Consider the following 5,476-nt stretch of genomic DNA (forward strand, 5'->3'; position numbering starts at 1 on the left):
AGTCTGGGATATCCTCGACGAGGTCATCCGCGAGCATCCGGTGCTGCTGAACCGTGCGCCGACGCTGCACCGTCTCGGCATCCAGGCGTTCGAGCCGATCCTGATCGAAGGCAAGGCGATCCAGCTGCACCCGCTGGTCTGCACGGCCTTCAACGCCGACTTCGACGGCGACCAGATGGCCGTTCACGTGCCGTTGTCGCTGGAAGCGCAGCTTGAAGCCCGCGTGCTGATGATGTCGACCAACAACATCCTGCACCCGGCTTCCGGCGCGCCGATCATTGTGCCGTCGCAGGACATGGTTCTGGGTCTCTACTATCTCTCGATCGTCAACCAGAACGAGCCGGGCGAGGGCATGGTGTTTGCCGACATGGGCGAACTCCAGCACGCGCTCGAGACCAAGGCGGTGACGCTGCACTCCAAGATCAAGGGTCGTTTCCGCACGGTCGACGCCGAAGGCAAGGTCGTGTCGAAGATCCATGACACCACGCCTGGCCGCATGATCATCGGCGAGCTTCTGCCGAAGAACGTCAACGTGCCTTACGAGACCGCCAACCAGGAGATGACCAAGAAGAACATCTCCAAGATGATCGACACCGTCTACCGCCACTGCGGTCAGAAGGAGACGGTCATTTTCTGCGATCGCATCATGGCGCTCGGCTTCAGCCATGCCTGCCGCGCCGGCATTTCGTTCGGCAAGGACGACATGCTGATCCCGGATGCCAAGATCAAGCTGGTCTCCGACACCGAGGCTTTGGCCAAGGAATACGAGCAGCAGTACAATGACGGTCTGATCACGCAGGGCGAGAAGTACAACAAGGTCGTCGACGCCTGGGCCAAGTGCTCGGAAAAGGTCGCCGACGAGATGATGGCCCGCATCAAGGCGGTCGAGTTCGAGGACAATGGCCGTCAGAAGCCGATGAACTCGATCTACATGATGTCGCACTCCGGTGCGCGTGGCTCGCCCACCCAGATGCGCCAGCTTGCCGGCATGCGCGGCCTTATGGCCAAGCCGTCGGGTGAAATCATCGAGACGCCGATCATCTCGAACTTCAAGGAAGGCCTGACCGTGCTCGAGTACTTCAACTCGACCCACGGCGCCCGCAAGGGTCTGGCCGACACCGCCTTGAAGACGGCGAACTCGGGTTACCTCACCCGTCGTCTGGTCGACGTGGCGCAGGACTGCATCGTCAACTCCGTCGACTGCGGCACCGACAAGGGCCTCACCATGCAGCCGATCGTCGATGCCGGTCAGGTCGTTGCTTCGGTCGGCCAGCGCGTGCTGGGCCGTACGTCGCTCGACGACATCACCCATCCGGTGTCGGGCGAGATCCTGGTCAAGGCCGGAACGCTGATGGACGAGCGTGACGTGGAACAGATCGAAAAGGCCGGCGTCCAGTCGGTCCGCATCCGCTCGGCACTGACTTGCGAAGTCAGGGTTGGCGTCTGCGCGGTCTGCTACGGTCGCGATCTGGCCCGCGGCACCCCGGTCAACCAGGGCGAAGCCGTCGGCGTCATCGCGGCGCAGTCGATCGGCGAGCCGGGCACCCAGCTCACCATGCGTACCTTCCACATGGGCGGTACCGCGCAGGTGGTGGACAGCTCGTTCCTTGAAGCCTCGTATGAGGGCAAGGTCGAGATCCGCAACCGCAACGTGGTGCGCAACTCCGACGGCCAGCAGATGGTCATGGGCCGCAACATGGCGGTGCTGATCCTCGACGAAGCCGGCAAGGAGCGCGCCTCGCACCGTCTCACCTATGGTTCGCGCATCTTCGTGGACGATGGTGACAAGGTGAAGCGCGGCCAGCGTATCGCCGAGTGGGATCCCTACACGCGTCCGGTCCTCACCGAAATCGAGGGCAGGGTGTCGTACGAGGATCTGGTCGACGGCATTTCCGTTCAGGAAACGGCCGACGAGTCGACCGGCATCACCAAGCGTGAGGTCATCGACTGGCGCTCGACGCCACGTGGCAACGACCTGAAGCCGGCGATTGCGATCCAGGACGCCAAGGGCAAGGTCGGCAAGCTGTCCAAGGGCGGCGACGCCCGCTTCCTGCTCTCGGTCGAGGCCATTCTTTCGGTCGAGCCGGGTTCGCAGGTTCGCCCCGGCGACGTTTTGGCGCGTATTCCGATGGAAAGCGCCAAGACCAAGGACATCACCGGCGGTCTGCCGCGTGTTGCCGAGCTGTTCGAGGCACGTCGTCCGAAGGATCACGCCATCATCGCCGAGATCGACGGCACGATCCGCTTCGGCCGCGACTACAAGAACAAGCGTCGCATCATCATCGAGCCGCATGACTCGACGCTTGAGCCGGTCGAATACCTGATCCCGAAGGGCAAGCCGTTCCATCTCCAGGACGGCGACGTCATCGAGAAGGGCGACTACATCCTCGACGGCAACCCGGCGCCGCACGACATCCTGGCGATCAAGGGCGTGGAGGCACTTGCTTCCTACCTCGTCAACGAGATCCAGGAAGTCTACCGTCTGCAGGGCGTGTCGATCAACGACAAGCACATCGAGGTGATCGTTCGCCAGATGCTGCAGAAGGTCGAGATCACGGTGCAGGGCGATTCGACCTACATCCCGGGCGATCATGTCGACGTGATCGAACTGGAAGAGGTCAACGAGCGTCTGGTCGAGGACGGCAAGAAGCCGGCCGAAGGCCTGCCGGTGCTGCTCGGCATCACCAAGGCATCGCTGCAGACGCCGTCCTTCATCTCGGCCGCCTCCTTCCAGGAGACGACGCGAGTGCTGACGGAAGCTGCCGTTGCCGGCAAGACCGACATGCTGCAGGGCTTGAAGGAAAACGTCATCGTCGGCCGGTTGATCCCGGCCGGTACCGGCGGCACGATGAGCCAGATCCGGCGCATCGCCACCTCGCGCGACGAACTGATCATCGACGAGCGCCGCAAGGCCTCGGGTGCGGAAGTCGCCGAGCCGATGCTGGCCGACATGACCACCGCCGCGCAGTAAGCGCGGACGGCAACGATCTCAGGCAATAAGGCCGTCGGGGCAACCCGGCGGCCTATTTCTTTGTGCTATTCGGACACCCTCTCGAAGCGAAGCAGATCGCCCGGCTGACAGTCGAGATAGTCGCAGATGCGCTCCAGCGTGTCGAACCGGATACCCTTGACCTTTCCCTGCTTCAAAAGGGAAAGATTGGCCTCGGTGATGCCGACATATTCGGCCAGGTCCTTTGACTTCACGTTTCGTTCGGCGAGGACGACATTGAGCCTGACCCTTATGGGCATGAGCTGATCCTCATCAGATGAATTGCGCGTTTTCTTCGGCGAGTGCCGATGCCTCGGCCATGACCCAGGTGATGACAGCGACGATGCAAGCTGCCAGCAAGGTCAGCATCGTGTCGCTGTCGAGACCGAGCGTCAGCCGGTGCTGGCCGGCAGGCGCGTCCCAGCTGAGCAGAACGGACAATGCCGCCGCCGAAACCGGTTTCAGCAAGGCGGATGCCAGCAGGCCGAGGCCAAAGTATCGCAAATTGCTGATGGCGCCCTGACCGAAGAAGTTGCCGGACGCGAAAGCGCCGAAGCAGCGCCTTGCGGCCATGAGCGCGAAGACGAGGCAGGCAAGCGGCACGAACGAGATCGCGAACCCGACCAGTCTTCGACCGAGGCCAAGCTCGCTCAGCCATTCCTGTGGGATTTGCGCATCGGCCGCGATCGAACTGGCGGAGACGCTGAGCCAGTAGAACAGCAGACCGATGGTCAGCAATATGGCGAGGACGACAAAACACCTCGCCAGCACTAGGCTGAAAAGTCGGATGCGTCTCAATCTAAGCTGGCGGGCAGGATCGGCAGGGACAGCCGTGATGACAGGTTCAATCATCGCCGTTATCACTCCATTGTAATGAATTATCGTTTTACAATAATTTGTTTATGCGTAATGATGATTCTTGTCAATTCCTCATCACAGGAGAAACCTATGCCTTCGTTCAAACGCCGGATTGCCGTGGCAGCCATCGCGATTGTCGCCGCGTCCATAACGCCTTTTGCTGCCATCGCCCTCCCGTCGACCGCGACAGGCCGGATATCGGTGGGGCAGGTGATGGAAATGCTCGACAAGGCCGACACCAGCCCGGTCGCCAGGCAAACGCTGGTCGCCTATGTCGCCGGGGTTGGCGAAGCCGCCGGCGTGATCGCCGACACGATCGGCAATGGCGGCCTCGTTTCCTGCAAGAGTTCTTTCAGCCTGGATACACGAGCGGTGCGCGCCGCCCTTGAAGCGGGCGCCCCTCGTCAGGGTAACTGGTCTCAGACACCGGCGACGCCACTGATCATTGCCGACATGGTCAAGCGTGCCGGTTGCAGGACCAGGAATTGAGCCTGGCGATCCGCTGGTTCTCAGTCGCGCGACAATCCTGTCGCGCGACTATTCCCAACCTGCGACCCCCGCGCGCGATCAGCGAGTGCGGTTCCAGAGCTCAATCGAAAAACGCCTCGACTACGTTGCGCTTGCCGAGCATGAAGGCGTCAGCGACATGCTGGAGCGGGGCCAGATCGACATCGGAAACGCCGGCGCGCACGATCTCGGCGAAGCGCTTGTAGAGCATCGGATATTCCGCTTCCGGCTCTTCGTGAATGAGCTTGCCATCGATGGCGAGCTTCGAGCCGCCGCCCGACAGCACCATGGCGCCCTTGTCGGTGTCGGCCAGGATGTCCCAGCTTTGCGGGCCTGTCTGCAGCCAGTCGAGGTCCATCGTCACCGGCAGGCCATTCGAGGTGCGGAAGGTGACGCGCGCGGCAACCGGGGAGGCGCGGTTTTCGGGAAAGTCGAGCACCGCCGAGGTGATGAACATGGCCGGCAGGATATGGGTGGCAATCGACAGCGCGTTGATGCCGGGATCGAAGACGCCAAAACCGCCGGGAGCCCAGATCCATTCCTGGTTCGGGTGCCAGCGGCGCACATCCTCTTTCCAGTTGATGGCAGCCGAGCGGATGCGGGCTGAACTTAGAAAAGCACGTGCGGCCTCGACGGCCGGCGCATAGCGCGAGTGCCAGCTGGCGAACAGCGAGACGCCGTTGTGCGCAGCCAATGTCTTGAGGTCTTCGACCTCGCTGACAGTAGCGCCTGGCGGCTTCTCCAGGAAGACATGCTTCTTTGCCGTCAGCGCCGTCCGCGCCGCGTCGTAGCGGAATTGCGGCGGCATGCAGAGCGAGACGGCCTCGAGCTCGGCTACGGCGTCGAGCATGGCTTCGATGGTGGGGAAATTCGGGATGTCATCCACCTTGCCGTGACGGCTGGCGGCCGCGACGAGGCGATAGTCCTGGTCTTTCGCCAGGGCCGGCAGGTGCTGGTCGCGGACGATCTTGCCGACGCCGACGATGCCTATCTTGATGGGCTGGGACATGGCCGCTCCGTCTGTTTGATGATGGTGATGGCTTCTTATCAGAACACTTGCCCCGGGCAAGCCGAAGCCGAGCAGCCAAGCTCAGCCTTCCCTTAGCGGCAGCACATTTGTCG

Annotated in this window: 5 protein-coding genes; 2 read left to right on the plus strand and 3 right to left on the minus strand. The window is 62.3% G+C overall.

What is annotated here, in order from left to right; translation table 11 throughout:
- The coding region (locus tag EN884_RS24025; protein ID WP_128360772.1) for a DNA-directed RNA polymerase subunit beta' at positions 1–2,971 on the plus strand (2,971 nt) is incomplete at its 5' end.
- Between the two features lie 65 nt (positions 2,972–3,036).
- On the opposite strand, the gene EN884_RS24030 is transcribed toward EN884_RS24025, so the two are convergent.
- Together EN884_RS24030 and EN884_RS24035 are read right to left on the minus strand one after the other, a co-directional pair.
- Positions 3,037–3,249 (minus strand): helix-turn-helix transcriptional regulator, encoded by a 213-nt coding sequence (locus EN884_RS24030; RefSeq protein WP_013531416.1) that lies wholly within the window; start codon positions 3,247–3,249, stop codon positions 3,037–3,039.
- A gap of 13 nt (positions 3,250–3,262) precedes the next feature.
- Positions 3,263–3,841 carry a DUF2975 domain-containing protein gene (locus EN884_RS24035; RefSeq protein WP_063168071.1) on the minus strand — a complete coding sequence of 193 codons (579 nt, stop codon included), beginning with the start codon at positions 3,839–3,841 and terminating at the stop codon, positions 3,263–3,265.
- Between the two features lie 96 nt (positions 3,842–3,937).
- On the opposite strand from EN884_RS24035, the gene EN884_RS24040 reads away from it, so the two are divergent.
- A complete protein-coding gene (locus EN884_RS24040) occupies positions 3,938–4,336 on the plus strand; it encodes a chlorophyllide reductase subunit BchY (protein ID WP_013531418.1) in 399 nt (132 codons plus the stop codon).
- A 100-nt stretch (positions 4,337–4,436) separates the two neighbouring features.
- Here EN884_RS24040 and EN884_RS24045 read toward each other — a convergent pair whose 3' ends face one another.
- Complete coding sequence (locus tag EN884_RS24045) at positions 4,437–5,363, minus strand: Gfo/Idh/MocA family oxidoreductase (protein WP_013531419.1); 927 nt, start codon at positions 5,361–5,363, stop codon at positions 4,437–4,439.
- Positions 5,364–5,476 lie beyond the last annotated feature (113 nt).

The sequence above is a fragment of the Mesorhizobium sp. M7A.F.Ca.AU.001.01.1.1 genome, assembly GCF_004022735.1.
Lineage (GTDB): Bacteria > Pseudomonadota > Alphaproteobacteria > Rhizobiales > Rhizobiaceae > Mesorhizobium > Mesorhizobium ciceri.